Origin of the sequence: Shewanella sp. LC6, assembly GCF_006385735.2 — a bacterium.
GTDB lineage: Bacteria > Pseudomonadota > Gammaproteobacteria > Enterobacterales > Shewanellaceae > Shewanella > Shewanella xiamenensis.
Genome location: NZ_CP043902.1, coordinates 417,669 through 438,932, shown reverse-complemented (window position 1 = coordinate 438,932; position 21,264 = coordinate 417,669). Strand labels below are relative to the sequence as shown.

At 49.2% G+C, this 21,264-nt stretch carries 18 protein-coding genes and 1 pseudogene; 17 read left to right on the top strand and 2 right to left on the bottom strand.

Translation table 11 applies throughout. The annotated features are described in order from the left end of the window. Positions 1 to 2 precede the first annotated feature (2 nt). Both tnpB and FJD32_RS02050 read left to right on the top strand, forming a co-directional pair. A complete protein-coding gene (tnpB, locus tag FJD32_RS02055) occupies positions 3 to 359 on the top strand; it encodes an IS66 family insertion sequence element accessory protein TnpB (RefSeq protein WP_057786146.1) in 357 nt (118 codons plus the stop codon). Positions 360 to 451: 92 nt separating this feature from the next. Beyond that, positions 452 to 2,011, top strand: a complete 1,560-nt coding sequence (locus FJD32_RS02050; RefSeq protein ID WP_088585667.1) for an IS66 family transposase — start codon at positions 452 to 454, stop codon at positions 2,009 to 2,011. Between the two features lie 41 nt (positions 2,012 to 2,052). Here the strand turns inward: FJD32_RS02050 and FJD32_RS02045 are convergent. Both FJD32_RS02045 and FJD32_RS02040 read right to left on the bottom strand, forming a co-directional pair. Beyond that, positions 2,053 to 3,498: pseudogene (locus tag FJD32_RS02045) on the bottom strand (GGDEF domain-containing protein); the annotation flags it as partial. Between the two features lie 13 nt (positions 3,499 to 3,511). Beyond that, positions 3,512 to 4,570, bottom strand: a complete 1,059-nt coding sequence (locus tag FJD32_RS02040) for an ABC transporter substrate-binding protein (RefSeq protein ID WP_069454082.1) — start codon at positions 4,568 to 4,570, stop codon at positions 3,512 to 3,514. Between the two features lie 355 nt (positions 4,571 to 4,925). Here FJD32_RS02040 and recG point away from each other — a divergent pair, with 355 nt between their 5' ends. From recG to FJD32_RS01965, 15 genes are all read left to right on the top strand, one after another. Next, positions 4,926 to 7,001, top strand: coding sequence for an ATP-dependent DNA helicase RecG (gene recG, locus FJD32_RS02035; protein ID WP_069454081.1), 2,076 nt, complete (start codon positions 4,926 to 4,928; stop codon positions 6,999 to 7,001). Positions 7,002 to 7,176: 175 nt separating this feature from the next. Then, on the top strand, positions 7,177 to 8,070 hold the full coding sequence (locus tag FJD32_RS02030; protein ID WP_088586551.1) for a DUF3014 domain-containing protein: 894 nt from the start codon (positions 7,177 to 7,179) through the stop codon (positions 8,068 to 8,070). A 366-nt stretch (positions 8,071 to 8,436) separates the two neighbouring features. Beyond that, on the top strand, positions 8,437 to 9,177 hold the full coding sequence (locus tag FJD32_RS02025; protein WP_088586550.1) for a beta-ketoacyl synthase chain length factor: 741 nt from the start codon (positions 8,437 to 8,439) through the stop codon (positions 9,175 to 9,177). After that, entirely contained in the window at positions 9,170 to 10,027 is an 858-nt protein-coding gene (locus tag FJD32_RS02020; protein ID WP_037427684.1) for a lysophospholipid acyltransferase family protein, read from the top strand. The genes FJD32_RS02025 and FJD32_RS02020 overlap by 8 nt, the downstream gene beginning before the upstream one ends. Next, positions 10,005 to 10,259 carry a phosphopantetheine-binding protein gene (locus FJD32_RS02015; protein WP_011074022.1) on the top strand — a complete coding sequence of 85 codons (255 nt, stop codon included), beginning with the start codon at positions 10,005 to 10,007 and terminating at the stop codon, positions 10,257 to 10,259. The genes FJD32_RS02020 and FJD32_RS02015 overlap by 23 nt, the downstream gene beginning before the upstream one ends. Before the next feature lie 9 nt (positions 10,260 to 10,268). After that, the gene (locus FJD32_RS02010) at positions 10,269 to 10,517 is read left to right on the top strand and encodes an acyl carrier protein (protein WP_011074023.1); all 249 of its coding nucleotides are present in this window, start codon (positions 10,269 to 10,271) and stop codon (positions 10,515 to 10,517) included. Next, on the top strand, positions 10,517 to 11,065 hold the full coding sequence (locus FJD32_RS02005; protein WP_088586549.1) for a hypothetical protein: 549 nt from the start codon (positions 10,517 to 10,519) through the stop codon (positions 11,063 to 11,065). Before FJD32_RS02010 ends, FJD32_RS02005 begins: the two co-directional genes overlap by 1 nt. Continuing rightward, positions 11,062 to 12,426, top strand: a complete 1,365-nt coding sequence (locus FJD32_RS02000) for an AMP-binding protein (protein ID WP_140906530.1) — start codon at positions 11,062 to 11,064, stop codon at positions 12,424 to 12,426. The genes FJD32_RS02005 and FJD32_RS02000 overlap by 4 nt, the downstream gene beginning before the upstream one ends. After that, the gene (locus FJD32_RS01995; protein WP_088586548.1) at positions 12,419 to 12,793 is read left to right on the top strand and encodes a thioester dehydrase; all 375 of its coding nucleotides are present in this window, start codon (positions 12,419 to 12,421) and stop codon (positions 12,791 to 12,793) included. Before FJD32_RS02000 ends, FJD32_RS01995 begins: the two co-directional genes overlap by 8 nt. Positions 12,794 to 12,813: 20 nt before the next feature. Beyond that, complete coding sequence (locus tag FJD32_RS01990; protein WP_181159777.1) at positions 12,814 to 14,622, top strand: glycosyltransferase family 2 protein; 1,809 nt, start codon at positions 12,814 to 12,816, stop codon at positions 14,620 to 14,622. Then, a complete protein-coding gene (locus tag FJD32_RS01985; RefSeq protein ID WP_088586547.1) occupies positions 14,619 to 16,184 on the top strand; it encodes an aromatic amino acid ammonia-lyase in 1,566 nt (521 codons plus the stop codon). The genes FJD32_RS01990 and FJD32_RS01985 overlap by 4 nt, the downstream gene beginning before the upstream one ends. Beyond that, positions 16,181 to 16,615 carry an acyl-CoA thioesterase gene (locus tag FJD32_RS01980; protein WP_088586546.1) on the top strand — a complete coding sequence of 145 codons (435 nt, stop codon included), beginning with the start codon at positions 16,181 to 16,183 and terminating at the stop codon, positions 16,613 to 16,615. Before FJD32_RS01985 ends, FJD32_RS01980 begins: the two co-directional genes overlap by 4 nt. Further along, positions 16,612 to 17,433 (top strand): outer membrane lipoprotein carrier protein LolA, encoded by an 822-nt coding sequence (locus FJD32_RS01975; protein WP_088586545.1) that lies wholly within the window; start codon positions 16,612 to 16,614, stop codon positions 17,431 to 17,433. Before FJD32_RS01980 ends, FJD32_RS01975 begins: the two co-directional genes overlap by 4 nt. Beyond that, positions 17,433 to 19,937, top strand: coding sequence for an MMPL family transporter (locus tag FJD32_RS01970; protein WP_088586544.1), 2,505 nt, complete (start codon positions 17,433 to 17,435; stop codon positions 19,935 to 19,937). Before FJD32_RS01975 ends, FJD32_RS01970 begins: the two co-directional genes overlap by 1 nt. Next, the gene (locus FJD32_RS01965; RefSeq protein WP_088586543.1) at positions 19,938 to 21,263 is read left to right on the top strand and encodes an NAD(P)/FAD-dependent oxidoreductase; all 1,326 of its coding nucleotides are present in this window, start codon (positions 19,938 to 19,940) and stop codon (positions 21,261 to 21,263) included. The last annotated feature ends 1 nt before the right edge of the window (position 21,264 follow it).

Below are 21,264 nucleotides of genomic sequence, written 5' to 3'. Positions count from 1 at the left end.
CCATGAAAATGTTCCTCGATGTGCCTAAGGTCTATTTGCATAAACAGCCGGTCGACTTTCGTAAATCCATTAATGGCTTATCGTTGCTGGTCGAGCAAGAGATGCAGCTCTCGCCATTTAGCGGCGCACTGTTTGTGTTTTGTAATCAGCAGCGTACCCGGTTAAAAGTACTGTACTGGGATAGCACCGGGTTTTGCCTGTGGTACAAACGGCTTGAAAAAGACAAGTTCCGCTGGCCACGGCAGATGCCTGGCAAAATACTGTCTATTAGCGAGCAGCAATGGCATTGGCTGTTGCAAGGTGTCGATATCCAAAAAATCACCGCCCATCAGCCACTGCATTACCAGAGTGTGGGCTGATATGACGATCGGCTATAAATCCTTATGATCGCATCCAAAACAATCTAAATTTTACCAAGCACTTAGCTAAATTGGCCGTTACAATAGCGGCCATGAAAAAGACACCTCAATCCTTACCTGATGACGTTGCACTGCTCAAGAAAATGCTGCTTGAGCAGACGCAAAAGCTTGAGCGCAAACTGGCGCAAAAAGATAAACGCATCGCCAAATTAGAGCGGGTTAACCAGCAACTGTCGGACAAGTTGCAGCAGTTGCTGGAGCGTTACAACCTGAAGAAGTACCAGAAATTTAGCCCCAGCAGTGAAACCTATGAAGGTGAAGGCGAGGTGTTAAATGAGGCCGAACAGCTTATTGAAGACGAGTCAGTAGCGACAGAGCCAGATACTCAGACGACCGAGAGCGCTAAGAAAGCTGCTAAGCCACGCCGCCCACGGATTGCCCCTGAGCTGCCGCGCGTTGATGTTATCCATGACATTGACGATAAAACCTGTGCTTGCTGTGGCCATGCGCTACATCAAATGGGTGAGGAAGTCAGTGAGCAAATCGAGTTCGTACCGGCACAAATCCGGGTGCTCAGAAACGTGCGGCTGAAATACAGCTGCCGGCAGTGTGAAACCACGGACACCAAGGTCGACATTAAAATTGCCGATGTGCCACCGGCGGTTATCCCTAAGAGCATGACCACACCGAGTCTGCTTGCCCAAATCATCAGCAGCAAAATGCACTATGGCTTACCGCTTTATCGTCAGGAGCAGTTGTTTAATCAGGCCGGTATTGAGCTTAGCCGTCAAACGATGAGCCGCTGGCTGATAAGCTGTGCAGAGAAACTGAAACCGTTACTGGCGTTAATGAAAGCTGAGCTTCTGAAACAGCCCGTGCTGTGGGCAGATGAAACCACGGTTAATGTGCTGGATGTTGAGAAAAGCACCTGTTATATGTGGGTATATGGCTGTGGCTTAGAAAAAAGTACCGGCCCCAAGCTCGTGCTGTTTGATTATCAGGATAGTCGCAGCAGTAAACATCCCACCGACTTCCTGGCGGGGTTTAACGGTTATCTGCAGGTCGACGGTTATGCCGGATATGAGAAAACCCACGCAACCTTAGTCGGCTGCTGGGCGCATGCCAGACGCAAGTTCGTCGAAGCCCAAAAAGCGCAGGGCAAAGGCAAAACGGGTAAGGCCGATGTGGCCCTTAACCATATCCAGAAACTCTATGCGCTGGAGAGTAAATTAAAAACTGCGCCGCCTGATAAGAAATATGAAGCCAGGCAAACGCTAGCCAAGCCGTTGCTCGCGCAATTCAAAAGCTGGTTGGATAAATCAAGCGAGAGTGTCACGAAAGAAAGTTTACTGGGAGCGGCTATTACGTATAGCCTGAATCAGTGGCCCAAGCTTGTCCGCTATCTGGATGATGGCTGTCTGAATATCGACAACAATCGTGCGGAGCGCGCCATCAAACCGTTCGTGATTGGTCGCAAGGCGTGGTTGTTCGCTAATACCAAGACGGGAGCACAAGCCAGTGCGGCACTGTACAGCCTGGTCGAGACCTCAAAAATCAACGGACTGGAGCCGTATGATTACCTATGCCGCTTATTAACCGAGCTACCCAAAGCCAACACCCAAGAGAAACTACAGCAACTCCTGCCTTACTGATCACCAGCCACACCGCAAGGTGTGGTTGGCGTTACGCTTACGTTGTAACTCTTAAAATAATCAATATCCAACATCAACACACCGACTGCTGTGTTGCCATGGAGTAATGTGTCGAGTGTTTGTGTAAAGGGGCGTCGATTGCTCAGCCCAGTTAATTCATCGGTTTCAGCCATGACTCTGAGTTGCGTATTCACCGTTACCAGTGCTTGCTGTAAGTTAAGCATCTGTCGCTCTTTTTCTTCACGCAGCAATAACTCGTTCAGCGCTGCGGAAAACTGAGTCAACATCACTTTTTTTTGTTTAGTCCAATTTAGTGGTCGAGAAACCATTGAGAGCGATAATAGCCCGACAATTTCATCGGCATTTTTCATGGCAAATGCGGCAATAGAGCAAATACCAATACCTCGAAGTAACCCGTATTCTTCAGGCGATGTTTGCTTCAATGAGTCGACATTCTCGATAACTAATGTCGATTCCTGCTCAAATTTTTGTGCCAGCAAAGTAACAATATCCGCAGAAATGCTAATAATTTCAGATACATTAGGTTCACTAGACCAAACGCAACGGTAGTTTACCTGTCGTTGGTTAAACTCTATTAGGCTTACCCTTTCGACATCAAATAATCGCCCGATTTTACGGCAAACCTCAGTAAGGTTGTTGTCTAAGTTAAGGGTCTCCACTGTTAAAAATTGCAATGATATTTCAGCTAACAGTTGGCTAGCTTGGGACTGCCAATTGAGCGCTTGAGTCCGCTCATCAACTAAACGTGCTAACTGACTTTGCTGTTGCTGCAATGCACGCTTTTGGCGTTTATTAACCGCGAGATCGTTGCGAATTCTTTGATACATAGCCTGAAGCGATTGAGCAACATGACCAATTTCATCAGGATTTCTCACCACACTATCGGGTACGGTTAACTTAGGTAATGCATTCAAATTTATCTGGTTAGCAAACCGCTCCAATTCCGATAAACGATTGGTCACCAATAAACGCACCAGCGTAAGGATAAGATAAATCATCAGTAAGGTTTTAAGCCCATTGCCTAAGACAATAATGATCAATTGTTGCCATAATTCGTAATAGAGTTTGTCCGTATCCAGCCCGACGGTCAGCATACCAATCTGTTGTTCCTGATACATAATCGGGTAACGAAACAGGGTTTGTCGGTAATCCTTAGCGTGAATCGCCTTGCCCAACTGCATGGCTACGCCATCGATACTCTCTAAATTGACACTCGACACCATCGGCATCATGCCCAAGCCTGAAAGCAAATCAGATAACAGACCATGGTCCACATCCCAAAGTGACTTAGCAATAGTGGGTAAGATCGATTCGGAATATTCACGAATATCGGCAGTTGTATTATCAATGCTTTCTTGATAATTCCAGACTAACTGCACCAGCATGGTCAGGACAGCAAAAAACGAGCTCACCCCAATAATAGTGAGCGTCATTCTATGACTGATGGAATGATTACGATGCTTCATGAATACCTATTAATTACTGTTGTGATAACTTATCCACTATTTGTGTCTTAAAAATCCCAGCCCAATCCCTTGCAACTAACTTCTGATAAAAAGCTGAATCGGGATTAAGTACCCTAAAGAGTTCTATATCCTCATAGGAGGAATAACGTTGGGTCTCTTGGTATTGTTTGAGCTGAATTAACCCTAAAGCACCCGCTAAAAAATGCCCACCTCCCAGAGCACTCACTTTACGTTCTTGGCAGAGCGACAAAATCTCAGGGGAAGTATTAATCGAACTGACCAGTACATCACGTCCAGGTTCAAGGCCCTTTTCGCGGAGTGCTTTTACCACTCCGATAGCCATTTTATCGTTCGCCGTCCAGATTAAGGTTAAATCCGGATAACGGCTGAGCAAGGTTAATGTTTGATCATAAGCAATATCTTCACGCCATTGACCATATACCGTTTGAGTAACAATAACATTGGGTTGCATAAAGAAATAATCATTAGCGCCTTGAGTTCTTAACACTGATGCGGGCGTAGATTTATCGCCCGAGATTAATAAAACCTTAGCCTTTTTATTTTCTAAACGACTTAGCAAATTTTTAGCGGTATCAGCACCAATAGCATAGTTATCTGGGATAAGCGCTGGTAATAAATAAGTTTGCCAATGTGGATCTGCCAATAAGTGTTCTCGCTCGGCGACAGAAATATCATTTAAAATCAATTGAACATATATGGGATATTGATAAAGCATCTGCAACATTTTTATCGCAGACTGCTTCTCATTCACTAAAATAATATGAGTAGGAAGTGATGGCTGAGATTTTAGTAACGTTTCTAATTGAGCAATCATTTTAAAGTGATTGCGATCTGAATGTATGATTTGCAAATTAATATCAAGCTTTGATGAAGCCACCTGCATTAATTTATCGACATCACCCCAAAAGCTATCCGTAACCGCGCCTGGATTAAAAAAAACCACATCCAATTTAGCCCACGCAGGCAAAGCAAAACACAGTATGCCTATCCATAAACAACGTAAACATAATAGATGCAAAGGCGAGTACTCCTCGACCGTGTTTCCCCGCATGTGATCCATCACAGAGGTCACTTTATTATTATCGATTCACAACCTTGTTACCGCATAATTACCAAAACAACCCAATGGCAACCAACACTTCGATTAAACCACAAAATAACAAAAAGTGTACTTTATAATAAAGAATATTAATTTTTGCTCCTGTTTTAGGCTCGAAATTGTAGAATATTCATTTAATATTAATAAGATAACTCGACGTATAAGATAAGAGGCTATTTTTAATTCCAATATTGCTCATTCAGCCTCTTTACATAGCGCACTTAACCGCAGTCGATCCCCCAAGATTGCCTTACGTTTATTCTCTGTTAGTATATGTATAAATTCACAGTGATTGAGTGCTAACGACTTGCAGCAATTGGATCTTGTTCCGATCACCGAACTCAAGGGCGTCGCCAAAAGAGTCGCGGAAAAACTCGCCAAACTCGGCATCACAACAGTACAAGATCTGCTGTTTCACTTGCCCCTGCGCTACGAAGACCGCACTCAAATCTATCCCATCGCCGCACTCATGCCCGGAAATTACGGCACCATTGAGGCCGAAATCCAGTCGACTCAAATCCTTCAGGGCCGTAAACGCATGCTCGTCTGCAATGTGCGTGACAATACTGGCAGCATGAGCCTGCGCTTTTTTAACTTTTCAATGGCGCAGCGCAATGCGATGCAAAATGGATTAATGATCCGTGCCTATGGCGAAATTCGTCGCGGAAGCCATCAAGCGGAAATCGTGCATCCCGAATATAAAATCGTCTATCCGGGTGAGGATATTCACCTAAGCGATACACTTACGCCGATTTATCCCACCACCGAGGGCTTAAAACAGGCGAGTTGGATTAAGCTCACCGAACAGGCACTTGAATTATTAGAAGATGGCGGCTTGACCGAGTTATTACCCGCCCATTTGCAGCCAAACAACATGAGCCTAAAACAGGCGCTGCAAACCCTGCATCGCCCCCATGCGGGGATTTCACAATTTGATTTAGAGCTTGGTCAACACCCCGCGCAGCAGCGACTGGTGCAGGAAGAATTACTCGCCCACAACCTGAGTATGCTACGCCTTAGACAACGCAGTAACCTCGACGCCGCCGTAACCATGCATGCCACGGGGCAATTACTAAACCCTTTTCTCGCCTCACTGCCCTTTAAACCCACAGGCGCGCAGCAACGTGTCGTTGCCGAGATAGGTAAAGATTTAGCACAACCGCACCCCATGATGCGCTTAGTGCAAGGGGATGTCGGCTCAGGCAAAACCTTAGTCGCCGCCCTCGCCGCCCTTCAAGCGATTGAAAACGGCTATCAAGTGGCCATGATGGCGCCCACTGAATTACTCGCCGAGCAGCATGCAGCTAACTTTGCCGCGTGGTTTGAACCACTAGGATTAAAAGTCGGTTGGCTTGCGGGTAAGCTTAAAGGCAAGGCGCGGGCGCAATCTTTAGCCGATATTGAATCTGGCGCATCGCAAATGGTGATCGGTACCCACGCCATTTTTCAGCAACAGGTTATCTTCCATAGGCTCGCTTTAATTATCATCGACGAGCAGCACCGATTTGGTGTCCACCAGCGGATGGGACTCAGGGAAAAAGGTATCAATCAAGGGTTTCATCCCCATCAGTTGATTATGACGGCAACCCCGATCCCACGGACGTTAGCCATGACAGCCTACGCCGATCTCGACACCTCGATTATCGATGAGTTACCCCCAGGGCGCACACCCGTCACCACAGTCGCCATACCCGATTCGCGCCGTAATGAAGTACTCGAGCGCGTCCGCAACAGCGTGATCACGGACAAACGCCAAGCCTATTGGGTCTGTACCTTGATTGAAGAGTCCGAAGTCCTCGAGTGCCAGGCCGCCGAAGATACCGCTGAAGAATTGCGCCAAGCACTGCCGGAGCTGACCATAGGTTTAGTACACGGCAGGATGAAAAGTGCTGAAAAGCAACAAATTATGACGGACTTTAAAGCGGGAACCATCAACTTATTGGTGGCAACCACAGTAATTGAGGTCGGCGTCGATGTCCCTAACTCTAGCCTGATGATAATCGAAAACCCCGAACGATTGGGACTTGCACAGTTGCATCAACTGCGAGGACGAGTAGGGCGCGGTGCCGTAGCCAGTCATTGTGTGTTACTCTACAAGGCGCCACTGAGTCAAACCGCAAGTCAGCGGTTGAATGTCCTACGGCAGAGTAATGATGGTTTTGTTATCGCACAGAAAGACCTAGAGATACGTGGTCCCGGTGAAGTGTTAGGCACTAAACAGACAGGGCTAGCCGAACTTAAGATAGCTGATTTAGTTAGAGATCAAGCGCTTATACCACATATCCAAAAGCTTGCGAATCATGTGATGTCGCAAGCACCCGATGCGGTTGATGCCATTATTCATCGTTGGCTTGGGCATAGGCAACAATATGTCCAAGCGTAAACCTTAAGCTAACCCCTTCAAGGTAAAATAAATTCAACCTGTTCAGCTAACCGCTATGGACAAGCGCGTGTAAACTTGCAAAATGAACTTGCAACCTAAAAGGCGGCACTTGCACTTTAATGTTAGCTGCATGATATTCACCACATTACCTTGACACTGAAGCGAAGGATGTAAAATGCAAGTTAATCAAGATGATAGAATTACACCTCAAGAGACCTCGTCTAGCAGCAATCGCTTTGCATTGATTGCGATTGTGCTCGTCATCCTGCTCTCTGCGGCAGGTTATTACTACTATAGTAAAGATGACTCACCCAAACTCATTCCTAATGCACCGATAGTACTACCAGAGCCACCATCGTCAGAACCGCTTACTCTGGAAACAAACCCGGAGCCTGAAACCACTCCAGTGGAAAACGTAACACCACAAACGACCACGACGGAAACTGACTCAACCACTACCGTTGAGCCTCAAGCGCCCGTAGAAACGGTGCCAAACTTGCCTGAGAGTGATGCTTTTGTGCATCAAAAAGCACTGGCACTTATCAGCAATAATGTCGTAGGTTCATCCTTAGTCAGACAAGATTTGATCCGTCAGTTTGTAGTCTTCGTGGATAACTTGGCGCAGGGCGAATTGACCCGCAAAGTCAGCCCAATTAAGGGCCCTGAAAAACTCTTTACCGTGGCGGAAATCACTAACAAAGTGTATTTAAATCCAGAGAGTTACCACAGATATGATGCCTACGCGACCGTCATTGCCAATATGGATGAGCAAAGCTTAATGCACACCTACAAGCAACTCACGCCGCTATTTGATGAAGCCTTCGCTGAACTGGGTTATAGCAACGCCAAATTCAATGACAGAATGCTACAAGCAATTAAGGTAATGCTCGCAGCGCCAATTATTGAAGAGCCCATTGAGCTGAGTTCAATTAGCGTCAACTATCGCTTCGTTGATCCCAATTTGGAAGCCTTACCCAGTGCCCAAAAACTGCTTGTTCGTATGGGACCAGAGAACACTCGTAAAGTGAAAACTGCACTGCGTAAAATGGAAAGCCAACTCGCACAATAGATTGATATTCAATCAATAGTGGCATTATTAATAATAAACAGGCGCCTCGAGCGTCTGTTTACTATTGATATCAGAGCCTGTTCAACTGAGGTTAAGCCACTTAGTCTACACTCCCTGTCTTTATCCCGTTCTGAAAACTATGTTAGCCAACAGTGACAAAGCAAAATCTCATTGCATTTTATTAACCTTGCATATGCAAATGACTTCATTAAAACTAAGGACTTAGTGTAGAATGTGCCGTTCAATAAATGGGGGAATTGTGTTCGTTCATCCAACGAGCAAATAGCGATAAGCCAGTCAATTCATTAATGTTTTCGCTTAGTTAGGGATAACTAAGACAGCTTTAAATAGTGTCGAGGCAAAGTAGTGCAACTCAGATTCAGCATCCTCTCTTGGGGGGCGTGGGCTCCAAACTATCAGCAGCATGATGACTGGCAAACTTGGTGCAAGCACTCGGCTGAAACGACCAAAGAGGCTTCACCCACTGACAGCATATCTCCGGCACTTCCCCAAGTGCCAGCCATGCAGCGTAGACGCTTTAGCCGTTTAACAAAAATGATGCTGGATGTCAGTTTTCAATGTGATACGCCACCAAACTGCCGTTCGATATTTGCTTCCCGCCACGGCGAACTGCATCGCACAATTGGCTTACTCGAAGATATTATCGCTAAGCAACCGCTTTCTCCCTTAGGTTTTAGTCAATCCGTGCATAACACCGGCAGTGGTATTTTGGGCATTTTACACAATAACACCGCCCCTTCTACCTCAATTGCCGCAGGCACTGAAACCCTTTCCCAAGCCATGGTGGAAGCTTTCGCCCAGCTACATCAATCAGCAGAGCCGTTATTACTGATCTTTGGCGATGATCCTGTGCCACCGGTATACGATGAGTTTACCCAAGAGTATGAACTCCCCTTAGCCTTAGGTTTTACCCTCGCGCCTGCTTGTCATCGCTCGTCCGTAAAGCTCACGCTAAGCCAACTGACTCAAGCACAGCAACAAGTCACTCCTGCGCTGTCCTACGGCATGTTGATCCATGCTCTAGCGACCTCACAAAACATTGCTGGCTGTTTATCCCATTGGCACTGGAGCGTAGAACATGGCTAATCCCGCTCCACAGGGGGCACAGTTCAATGTCGCTTATACGCTGCCCGAAAAACGCCGCACGGGAATCAACTATATTCCCCGTTGGCTCGGTGGCGTCAGTTGCTATATTGCCTTTGGTTTAGGTGGACTGTTAAGTTCGCTCACTATATTGCCGTTACTGCGTTTTTGGCCCGGCACACCTGAGGCGAGGATTATCCGCGTGCAAAAAGCCGTGCACACTATGTTTAAAGGCTTTGTCGCTATGTTGACGTGGGCTGGGGTGATCAACGTTAGCACCCATAATGCCGAGCAGTTACATAGCGCCAAAGGGGTGATCGTCATCGCCAATCACCCGAGTCTCGTCGATGTGGTGGTGTTGATCAGCCTCATGCCCAATGCGGGTTGTATCGTTAAACAAGGCCTTTGGCGTAATCCGTTTTTACGTGGTGTGGTTTCCTGCGCAGGTTATATCCCGAATCGCGGCGCAGAGTTGATGCTCGAAGATTGCCGCGAAGTGCTCGCTAGAGGCACTAATTTAATTATCTTCCCTGAAGGTACGCGCACAGTATTTGGCTCAATAATTAATGAATTTGCCCGGGGCGCCGCCAATATTGCCATTCGTACCCAAGCCGATATTTTACCTGTGGTTTTGCGCACTAATGTGCGAGGTTTGACAAAGGAACAGCCTTGGTATGAGATCCCAAGGCAGACCATGGGGATGGCCGTCGAAATCGGCAATCCAATTCCTCACCAAGCCTATCAAGCCCCTTTGGGTGAGCATGCGAAAATGGCCCGACAATTAACTCGGGACCTTGAACAATATTATCAACAACAACTCGAAAATAATTATGACTTTACACAACGAAATTAAACAGTTAATTATCGACTGCCTCGACCTAGAAGATGTCAGTATTGATGATATTGAAACCGATGCGCCCCTATTTGGTGACGGACTCGGACTCGATTCTATCGACGCCCTCGAGTTAGGTTTAGCCATCAAGAAAAAGTTTGATGTCAAAATCGAAGCCAACTCGGATAGCACTAAGGCGCATTTTTACAGTGTGGCCAGCCTCGCTAAATTTATCGAATCACAGCGCCCATAGGAGAGGAAAATGCAAAACCGTGAACAAATCCTCGCTATGCTGACCACGATTTTAGTGGATGAGTTTGAAATCGATGCCGATGCGATTACCCCCGACGCCAATCTTTACGAAGAGTTAGATCTGGACAGTATTGATGCCGTCGATCTGGTGATTAAGCTGCAACAACTGACAGGCAAAAAAATTCAACCCGATGAATTTAAATCAGTTCGTACCGTCAATGATGTGGTCAACGCCATTGAAGGCCTAGTAAAAGACTAATGCGCGTCCTGCTACAGGTGCTCACCGCACTCGCGCTGATCGCCTACCCAGTTGCCGTGTATTTGGGGCTAAACTATCTACCCGCAGGCACAATCGCCCTAGTGCTTTGCCTGTTGTTAGTAGTGCGTTTAATGCTGCAAAAGCAAAAGGTTAAAACCTTAGTCTTGCCTTTGATTGTGGGGATTGCCCTCACTGCTGGCAGTTTTGTGGCAAAACGCAGCGACTGGCTGTTGTATTACCCCGTGGTGATTAATCTCACCATGTTAGCCCTGTTTAGCTACTCGCTATACCAAGCCCCAAGCATGATAGAGCGGCTCGCGCGGTTAAAAGAACCCGACTTGCCGGATGAAGCCATAGGCTACCTTAAAAAAGTCACCCTACTTTGGTGCGGCTTATTTATCCTTAATGGCTCAATGGCGGCCTATACCGCCGCATTTACCAGCCTAGCAACTTGGACCTTGTACAACGGTTTGATTGCATACGTACTCATGGGACTGCTCCTCGGTGGGGAATGGTTATATCGCAGCTTTTGGTTGAAGAAGACATGACACAACTACTCAAAAACTGGTTAACCCAAGGGCCATTCGCCCAACAACTGATCAGCTTTAATCACCATGACATAGTCACAGGTGCCCTGTTTACCAATCAGGTGGCCCATTTTTACGAGCAGCTGCGCCAAGCGCCTGAGCAAAAATGGCTACTGGCGAGTGATACCAGCGATCTGTTTGCCGTTGGCCTGTGTGCCGCACTCTTGGCGGGTAAAGAAATTATTTTGCCGCCCAACACCCAAACCGGCACCTTGAGCGAATTAACACACCAATTTGAAGGCATATTGTCTGACAAACCATTGTGCGAGAGTCATGCCTTTATCCTTTTGAATAAAGAGTTGAGCCTGCCCAGCAAACCTTGGCCCAAGAGCGACAGCTTTGGTGAACTGGTGCTGTTTACCTCGGGCAGCAGTGGCGAGCCTAAGGCCATTCGCAAGAGCTTAAGGCAGCTCGATGCCGAAGTGACTGTGCTCGAGCATACCTTCGCCGAACATTTACCCCATTGCAGTGTGGTCTCAACCGTTTCCCATCAGCATATCTATGGCTTGCTGTTTAAAATCCTCTGGCCCTTAGCCGCCAGTCGCCCCTTTTTAAGCGAGCAAATTGAATACCCAGAGACCTTAAGCTACTACACCGCACTGTTGCCGAATTTGTGCCTCATCAGTAGCCCAGCGCAATTATCCCGTTTGCCTAAGGCGCTAGAGCACGAACGCCAACTGCGCTCACCCAGCTTAGTCTTCAGCTCCGGTGGCCCCTTAAGTTTCACCGCCGCCCAAGGGGTTGCCCAGTGCTATGGCCATTTACCCATAGAGATATTCGGCAGCACCGAAACCGGCGGTATCGCCTATCGTCGCCAACAAGAGGCCGACGAACCATGGCAAGTGTTTGAACAAATTACCATAGACCAAGACGCTGACGATGGTGCCCTGCTGCTGAAGTCACCCTACTTGGCCGACGATCAATGGTTACGTTGCGAAGATAAAATAGAACCGACAGCCAATGGCCAATTTAGACTCAAAGGCAGGCTCGATCGCATCGTTAAGATTGAAGAAAAACGCCTGTCGCTGGCGCAAATGGAGACCTTGCTCTGTAGCCACGCCTATGTCGAACAGGCCGCCTTGGTCGTATTGCCCCAGTTTAAATCCCAGTTAGGAGCCGTCATTACCCTGTCACCATTGGGCCGTAGCGTGCATCAAGAGCAGGGAAAACTCAGTATCAACAATGCCTTAAAAGCGCATCTGCTGACCCAGTTTGAACGAGTAACCCTACCGCGCCGCTGGCGTTACCCCGACACCCTACCGTTAAACACTCAGGGTAAGCGTGTCGCCGCCCAGCTAGTTGAGTTATTTGACCATGATTAAGTCGAGTTTACCGCCGATACTCACGTCGCAGATCGGCCCTGATAGCATCGAATTGCGCCTGCTGGTCGCCGCCGATCTCGAATATTTTAACGGCCACTTCCCTGAGCAAGCCGTACTCCCCGGCGTGACCCAACTCGATTGGGCCGTGCGCTTAGGTTGCGAGCATTTTGGTTACAACGCTGCGGTCGCTAATTTAGAAGTACTAAAGTTTCAACAGCTTATTCTGCCAGGGCAAGAAGTGACCTTAGTTATTAGTCACAATGCCGCCAAGGAAAAACTCACCTTTGCCTACAGCGACGGCGACCACCGCTATGCCTCAGGCCGTATCAGCTTTGCCAGCAAGCAAGGTGATGGAGCGGCGCAGTGAGCGACGGTATGAACGACATAATGTTAGCCCCGCCAAGTGATTTAATGGGCCCAATCCCAATCAAGCTGGCACTGGTGATCCCCAATTACAATCACAGCGCCGCGATCGCCCAGACCTTGGACGAGCTCGCCACTCTTAATCTGCCCTGCTATTTGATTGACGATGGCAGTAATGATGAGACCCGCTATCTGCTGCAATCCTTGGCGGAGCAACACGATTGGGTGACCTTGCTGCAACACCCCTACAACCGAGGTAAAGGTGCGGCAGTGATGACAGGGCTTCGCCGCGCCTATCGCGATGGCTTTACCCATGCGCTACAGGTCGATGCCGACGGCCAGCATAATTTAAGTGATATCCCCGCGATGCTCGCCAAAGCCCAGGCTAAGCCGGATACGCTGATCTCGGGTAAGCCCGAGTACGACGAGTCCGTCCCAAAGGGGCGACTCTATGGCCGTTACCTCACCCACTTTTGGGTATGGGTCGAAACCTTAAGCTTTGATATTCAAGATTCTATGTGCGGATTTAGGGTGTATCCATTAGCCGCCACTGAGCGCCTCTTCAGCCAACAAGCACTAACAGAGCGGATGGATTTCGATATCGAAATCCTAGTAAAACTCTACTGGCAAGGGGTAGAAATTCTGTTTCACCCCACCAAGGTCATTTATCCCGAAAACGGCGTCAGCCACTTTCAAGGTGTGGCCGACAATGTGCGTATCACTAAACTGCACACGCGGCTATTTTTTGGCATGTTAAAACGTCTGCCGCAGTTGCTGCGCCGTAAACAAGCGGCGAAATCGACGTCGTCTGCTCATACTGCGACCCATTGGTCAGCCATGAAGGAGCGCGGCAGTTATTGGGGCATCAAACTGTTAGTCGAAAGCTACCGCTTTGGTGGCCATTGGCTGTGCCGCGCCATTATGTATCCCGTGATTTGCTACTTCTTCCTGACTGGCAAAGTCAGCCGCGAAGCCTCATTAGATTTTCTGCGCCGCGTACAGCACCTCGAGCCACGGCATCCCCAGTTAAATCAGCCCGTTGGCTGGCGCGACAGCTTAAGCCACTTTATCGCCTTTGGTAATGCGGCGCTCGATAGAATCGATGCTTGGTGCGATCGCATTCAATTAAGCCAAGTGGATTTTCCCGACCGCCAAGTGCTCGCCGATCAGCTAGAAAGCGGCCAAGGTGCCGTGCTGCTGGTGTCCCACTTAGGCAATCTCGAGCTGTGCCGCGCGATTTCAATCCACCAGCGTAAGGTCAAAGTCAATGTCATGGTGTTAACCAGCCATGCCGAAAACTTTAATAATGTACTCAAACAGTTAAATCCCGATAGCACGCTGAATTTGATCCAAGTGACCGAGCTAAATCCCGCCACATCCATGCTATTACAACAAAAAATTGAAGACGGCGAGTTAGTGGTGATTGCAGGAGATAGAACCTCATCCCACGCCCAAGGGCGAGTCGTGTACGCGCCATTTATGGGCCAAGAAGCCGCCTTCCCACAGGGGCCATTTATTTTGGCCGGACTCTTAGATTGCCCTGTGTATCTGATGTTTTGCCTGCGCGAGCAAGGGCGTTATCGAGTGCATTTAGAACGCTTCGCCGAGACACTTAAAGGCCCACGAGCGGGCAGAATGGAACGACTCCAACAGGCCGTTTCTCGCTACAGCGAACGCCTCGAACACTACGCAAGGCGTGAGCCCTTGCAATGGTTTAACTTCTTTGATTTTTGGCGGGACGATAGCAAGGTTAACCGCGCGACATCCGCCCACAAAACGACAGCAGCACTCCCGGAGCAGGAGCGCACTACAGACAGGACAGAGCATTTATGATCCACGCAGTTACTCACACGACAACCGTTGAGTCGCCAATCAAATTTGGCCGTCAGTTACTCACATTAGAGCAAGTCGTTGCCGTGGCAAAGGGCGCCAAGGTCAAACTCTGTGATGATGGCGATTATCAGGAATATATCCAAAAAGGCGCCCGCTTTATCGATAGTTTGCTGCACGAAGAAGGCGTGGTCTATGGCGTCACCACCGGCTATGGCGACTCTTGCACAGTCAACGTGAGTCTCGATTTAGTCCACGAACTGCCGCTGCACTTATCCCGTTTTCATGGTTGTGGCCTTGGCGAAGTCTTAAGCGTAATGCAGGCGCGCGCCGTGATGGCTTGCCGTTTAAACTCCCTCGCCATTGGCAAATCCGGCGTGACATATGAGCTATTAAAGCGCATCGAAACTTTGCTTAATCTCAATATCGTGCCAGTGATCCCAGAGGAAGGTTCAGTCGGTGCCAGTGGCGATTTAACGCCACTGTCTTACCTTGCCGCTGTACTGGTTGGTGAGCGTGAGGTGATTTACCAAGGCGAGCGCAGAGCCACCCAAGAGGTTTACCGCGAGCTGAACATCACGCCCCATGTGCTGCGCCCCAAAGAAGGCTTAGCCCTGATGAATGGCACGGCAGTGATGACAGCGTTAGCCTGTTTGGCCTTTGATCGCGCACAATATTTAGCGCGTTTAGCCAGCCGCATTACCGCCATGGCGTCGTTAACCCTCAAAGGCAACTCGAACCATTTCGACGATATTTTGTTTGCTGCCAAACCCCATCCAGGGCAAAACCAAATCGCCACTTGGATACGGGAAGATTTGAACCACCATGTTCACCCGCGCAATTCCGACAGATTGCAGGACAGATATTCCATCCGCTGCGCGCCGCACATTATTGGCGTGTTGCAGGATGCGCTGCCCTTTATGCGCCAATTTATCGAGACCGAAGTCAACAGCGCCAACGACAACCCGATTGTCGATGCTGAAGGCGAGCATATTCTCCATGGCGGCCATTTTTACGGCGGGCATATCGCCTTTGCGATGGACTCCTTAAAAAATACTGTGGCCAATATCGCCGATCTGATCGATCGCCAAATGGCATTAGTGATGGACCCTAAATTTAACAACGGTTTACCCGCTAACCTTTCGGGTTCGACTGGTGCACGTCGCGCCATCAACCATGGCTTTAAGGCGGTGCAAATCGGCGTTTCCGCTTGGACGGCGGAAGCACTGAAACACACTATGCCCGCGAGCGTTTTCTCACGCTCAACCGAATGCCATAACCAAGATAAAGTCAGCATGGGCACTATCGCCGCCCGTGACTGTATGCGCGTATTACAGCTGACAGAACAAGTCGCCGCCGCAGCCCTGCTCGCCATGACCCAAGGCATTGGTCTGCGTATCAACCAAAACGAGTTAGACGAAGCCTCACTGACGCCATCGCTTGCGACCACGCTCGCCCAAGTGCGCGCTGACTTTGAGCCATTAGTCGAAGACCGACCACTGGAAGCCGTGCTGCGCCAAACCGTTGCAAAAATCCAAGCGGGCGAATGGGAAGTGTGCCGATGAAAGCCTTGCTCTGCATAGAAATGGACATGCAGGTCCCCTTCCACGATGTGGATTCGATGGGGATCACTTGGCATGGTAATTACCTGCGTTATTTCGAAATTGCCCGTTGCAAATTGCTCGACGAATTAGGCTACAACTATCGCCAAATGCAGGCCTCGAACTACGCTTGGCCGATTATTGATGTGCAGATCAAATACGTTAAGGCCAGCACCTTCGAGCAACACATTACCGTGCACGCCGAGTTGGTCGAGTGGGAAAATCGCCTAAAAATCAATTATCAAATCCGTGATACAGCAACGGGTGAGCGCATTACCAAGGGTTATACCATTCAGGCTGCGGTGGATATGACGAGCCAAGAAATGTGCTTTGTGACACCAGAGATATTTCGCAGCAAAATCGCCCCGCTGCTTGTAAAGGCGGATAGCGAATGAATGTCCTCCTCAAAACCTGGTCGCGAGCTAAGTGGGTGCAATGGTTCTGCCAAGGCGCACTGTTAAGCTGGATGCTGCTTGGCTCTGTGCAGGCGCAAGACCTTGCTACTCCTAACCTTACAGAAGCGAGCCAATATCAGCCCCTATTTAACCAAGGAGCCGATAACGCCGCATTACTCGCCCTCAGCCAAAAGCTTAACCTTGGCGAGACAGTACGCGGCCACTTTGTGCAATCCCGCCAACTTAAAGTGTTAAAAAAGCCCCTCATTAGCCAAGGTCAGTTTGTATTCGACAAAGACCAAGGGCTGATTTGGCAGCAGCTTACGCCCTTTGAGTCCTTGCTCATTTTAAAAGATAAGCAACTTATTCAGCGAGATAGCCAAGGACGAGTGCAAGTCAGCAGCGCCGATGCTTCGGCAAATGCAGCAGCCATGGGGGATTTATTACCAAGTCTGGTGAGTGCCATGCTGGGCGGTGATATTTCAGGATTAAGCAATCATTTTGAACTGCACGTCTTAGCTCAAAAAACCTTAACGAACGAATTAGCTAAGGAAAACTGGCAGCTCGGATTAACCCCTAAAGATCCACTGATGAAAAAAGCCATCGCTAACATGGTGCTCGAAGGCAGCGATACTCTTCATGCCTTAGTGTTGCTCAGCGCCGCACCCAGCGTGAGTCCGCAGGATATCACCCGTATCGATTTTCGCGAGCTGCGCCAAGGTAAACTGAGCGACGCCGAATTAGCCCAGTTCTCTATCGCGCTAACTCAAAAAGTTTCTCCACGGGAGACTGACCCTCAAGAGAGCAAGGCAAAATAATGGCGACCAAGATTGCCACGCGCATAGGTCACAGGCTGATGCACACCTCAAGCAAATTACGCCTTGCGATTTGGCTGTGTCTGATGCTGGCGGCGAGCCTATGGACGCTGCAACTGTGGCAAAATGGGGCAAAGGTTCAAAGCGATATTCTCGCCATGTTGCCACATCTGCAGCAGGATGCGCTCACAGCCCGCGCCCTCGAGCAAGTGGAGTCAACACTCGCCGATCAAGTGTATCTTGCCCTGATTGCCAAGGATGAAACGCAAGCAATTGCGGCGGCGACGCTCCTGATGGAGCAGCTTAAGACTCAAAATACCGCCTTTACCGATATTCGCAGTGCCGACATGCAAATGGGTGAAGCCCTAGGCCAATATTATTTTCCCCATCGATTTAAGCTATTAACCTCAGAGCAAGCCGATGCGTTAACCCATAATGGCCTCGATAGCTTAGTTGCCTCGGCCACACAACAGCTCTACAACGCCTTTAGTTACGCCAATAGCCAACTGCTCACTCAAGATCCTTTGCTGTTATTTCCCGCCAATTTGCTCGCCCTCGCACCCAGCTCGAAACTGAGCGCCAAGCAAGGGATTTTACTTGCTCACCCCAACCAAGGTGTTGATAACAGTGAAGGCGTGGCCGCTATTGTGATGGCAAAGGGTAAAGACAGCGCCTTTAATCCTAATGCCCAACTCATTCAGCAAGCAGCGTTAACACAAGCACTTACCACAGTGACTGGGCAATATGCCAGCATACAAGTATTACAGGCGGGCGCACTGTTTCATGCTTTAGAGGCAACTAATACCGCTAAGAGCGAAATCTCTATCCTTGGCCTCGCCTCTCTGCTTGGGGTGGTGTTATTAGTCTGGCTGGCGTTTCGCTCCGTGATGCCGCTATTGCTGGCGATAATGACAATATCCAGTGGCTTACTGCTGGCGGTGACCTTTACCCTAAGCGTGTTCGGGGAGCTGCATTTGCTCACCCTCGTCTTTGGCACCAGCCTAATTGGGATAGCCATCGACTACAGTTTCCACTTTTACTGCGAGCGGTTAAGCAATCATCAGCGTAGCGCGCAGGCGACCGTGGCCTATATCTTCCCCACTGTGTCTCTCGCCTTTATCACCAGCGCCTTGGCCTATGTCGGCATTGGCCTCGCGCCGTTTCCCGGCATGCAGCAGGTGGCGATTTTCTGCGCCTCTGGCTTACTCGGCGCCTACCTGACGTTAGTGCTGGCTTACCCACTCTTAGCGGGCAGCAAGTTACCTTCGGGAGAGCGTCCGCTGAATCTTGCACAAGCTTATCTTGCGAAACTCACCGGATTCTCAAACAAACTGGTGTCGCCATGGGGATTGAGTCTATTCACCTTACTGCTCGTAGGCGTTTGTCTGCTGGGTATCAGCCAACTTAAGGTGGATGATGATATTCGCCATTTACAACAAAGCCCTGCGAGCGTGACAGAGCCTGAAGATAAGCTCAGAAAACTCCTCAGTGGCGGTACCGATAACCAGTTTTTATTGGTGCGCGCATCGAGTGAAGAAACCTTATTGCAACGGCTCGAAGCCCTAGGCCCACAACTCGATACAGCCATAAAACAGCAAGAGCTGGGCAATTATGTCAGCCTCAGCCGTTACCTACCGAGCAAGCAAAAGCAAGATGCGGCGTATCAATTACAGGGCGAGATTTATCAATCGCAACTCTCCGCAGTGCTCAGTAGCATAGGGCTAGATGACAGCCTAGCGCCAAGCCTTTCTGCCGCCTATCTTGGCGCCAAGGATAGCTATATCACCCCGGCGGATTTTTTCGAACTGGGCTTTGGTAAACAGCTAGCGACACTTTGGCTTGCACCACTGGGATTAGCGCCGCTTGAACACTCAACGGAGCCAACGGCCAATCCAGATAATACACAGCGAGGAAGCGACAGCCATGGCGCCATAGTGTTGCTCGGTGGTATTGAAGATATTGCGGCTCTCAAAGCGCGCTTTGCCAAAGATCCGCAAGTGCAACTTATCGATAAAGTCGCGGATATCTCCACCGTGATGGGGCATTATCGCCTGCTCACCCTTAAATTATTGGGGCTAGCACTGGTTATCGCACTCTTGCTATTTAGCCTAAGTTTTGGACTCAAAAAGGCCACTGTGGTTGTCGCCGTGCCGGCATTGGCCGCGGTACTTACCTTAGCCATTTTAGGCTTAGTCGGCTCCCCCTTAAGCTTATTCCATGCGCTGGCGCTGATTTTAGTCTTCGGGATTGGGATAGATTACAGCTTGTTTTTTGCCTCCGCAGAGCAACATGGCAAGGCGGTGATGATGGCGGTGTTTATGTCTGCCTGCTCGACTCTATTGGCCTTTGGCTTACTCGCCTTTAGCCAAACCCAAGCCATTCATTACTTTGGATTAACCCTATCCCTCGGCATAGGCTTTACCTTTGTACTTTCGCCATTGATTTTGACCACAAGTCAGGTTTTAACCACCAACAAGGTCTCGATACCTACAAGGAATGTTATTTAAATGTCTACCTCTACTGCGGCTAGCGCCACACAGTCTCACACCCTTTGCGTCGATGTCGCCATTATTGGTGCGGGCCCATCCGGCTCGATTGCCGCCAGCTTGTTACATAAGCAAGGTAAACGTGTCGTCGTGCTTGAAAGACAACACTTTCCGCGCTTTTCGATCGGTGAGAGCTTGCTGCCCTGCTGTATGCAATTTATTGAAGAAGCGGGCATGTTAGAGGCGCTGAATGCCGCGGGATTCCAATATAAAAATGGCGCGGCCTTCCGCCGTAACGGGGTGTATACCACCTTCGACTTTACCGACAAATTTACCCCAGGGCCGGGGACAACCTTCCAAGTGCAACGGGGAAACTTCGATAAATTACTCGCCGATACTGCGGCAAGCTTTGGGGTGGAGATCCGTTACGGTGAAACCGTTGAGGCGATAGATTTAACTGCCGCACCTCGTTTAACTGTGCGTAACGAGCAGGGTGAACTTTATCAAGTCGAGGCCAAATATGTGCTCGATGCCAGCGGTTTTGGCCGCGTATTACCACGACTGCTCGACCTCGAAACGCCGTCCTCACTGCCGACCCGCAGCGCCATCTTCACCCATGTGGAAGATAACATCAGCGATCCCAACTTCGACCGGAATAAGATTTTAATTAGCGTGCACCCGCAGCATCAGGATATTTGGTACTGGTTAATTCCCTTCAGCAATGGCCGTTGCTCGCTCGGCGTCGTGGCAGAGCCGCAATTGCTCGCGCGCCTCAAAGGCGATTTAGAGCAGCAGTTAATGACCATAGTCAAGGAAGAGCCCGGCCTTAACGCACTGCTTGCCAATGCCAAAGTCGCCCAGCCCTGTGCGACACTCAAGGGCTATTCCGCCAACGTGTCGCGCCTCGCCACCGATAAGTTTGCGTTGCTGGGCAATGCCGGCGAGTTCCTCGACCCGGTGTTTTCATCAGGCGTAACTATCGCCATGCAGTCGGCATCTATGGCAGCAAAATGCGTGACCAAACAACTTAATGGTGACACAGTGGATTGGCCTACCGAGTACTCAGCGCCGTTAATGCAAGGGGTGAACTCCTTCCGCACCTACGTGCAAGCTTGGTACGATGGCCGCTTCCAAGATGTGATTTTTTATGAAGATCCGAATCCTAAAATCAAGCAAATGATTTGCTCGATTTTGGCGGGCTATGCTTGGGATGTGCAAAATCCCTTTGTTAAAGAATCCGAGCGACGTCTAAACATGGTGGTCGAGCTATGTCGGCAGGATGCTGAACTCATAACAGGCAAACCCGCAATCAGCGAACTCACAATCAACGAATTAGCCGAGGTGTAAT